At 42.0% G+C, this 777-nt stretch carries 1 protein-coding gene; it reads right to left on the bottom strand.

Annotated elements, in window-relative coordinates; all coding sequences use genetic code 11:
- Positions 1 to 501, bottom strand: a 501-nt coding sequence (locus H8S64_RS22200; protein WP_186978735.1) for a TetR/AcrR family transcriptional regulator, incomplete at its 3' end; no start/stop codon positions are given.
- Positions 502 to 777: the final 276 nt, after the last annotated feature.

The following is a 777-nucleotide window of genomic DNA, read 5'->3' as shown; positions in this document are numbered from 1 at the left end:
GATAGCCGTTTTCTTCACGTCCGTGTTGCTCCTGATTTCCCCGCTTTCTTTTGCCTTCTGTATGACTTTCTCCCATAGGTCATAGTCTTGTCGGTAGATTTTCTCAATTTTCTGCCTGATACCCGGATAGTACATGCGCACTTGTGACAGGAAATGAAAGTAGTAGAAGTTAGGACTACAATCATGCGGGCTGCTATTATCGCCAATCAGTTCAACAATCCTTTTCATGGAAGCGGCTACTCCCGCCACGTATTGCCCGATGAACTCCGCCAACGTATCGGCAGGAGCGGCAAACTTGTTTTCCGGTTCGTGCATTTGCAACACGTATTTGTCCGCCACAGCCATGAATAAATCCAACTTGTGCGGAAAATAATAAACGATACCCGTTTTTGTCACCCCGCAGGCTTTGGCAAGCGTGATGATGCTTGCTTTCTCGTAGTTCATCCTGACAAATACGCCGAACGCTTTATCTATTACTTCTTCACGGTTAGTTATTATCATACACGTTTGTTTTTAATCGGTTACGAAGATACGGATTTTGTTTTAAGCATTTGTACCCCAGTGCTTTTTTTTAGTGCAAGGTGCAAGTATATATTTATATATATAGCTTGCACCTTGCACTAACCCAAAAATATTTATTATCAGATATTTGCGAGTTTCAAAAGAAAGCCGTATCTTTGAACCCGAAAGTTAGGCAGACAAACAGCGGTCAAAGTTGGACAAGCCCAACATCTGAAAATCGTTACTGTTTCGTTACCTATTTGAAATTTTGAAAGC

Source organism: Butyricimonas hominis (genome assembly GCF_014287455.1).
Lineage (GTDB): Bacteria > Bacteroidota > Bacteroidia > Bacteroidales > Marinifilaceae > Butyricimonas > Butyricimonas muris.
Note: the sequence above shows the minus strand (reverse complement) of the source record. Positions and strands in the feature narration are given on the sequence as shown.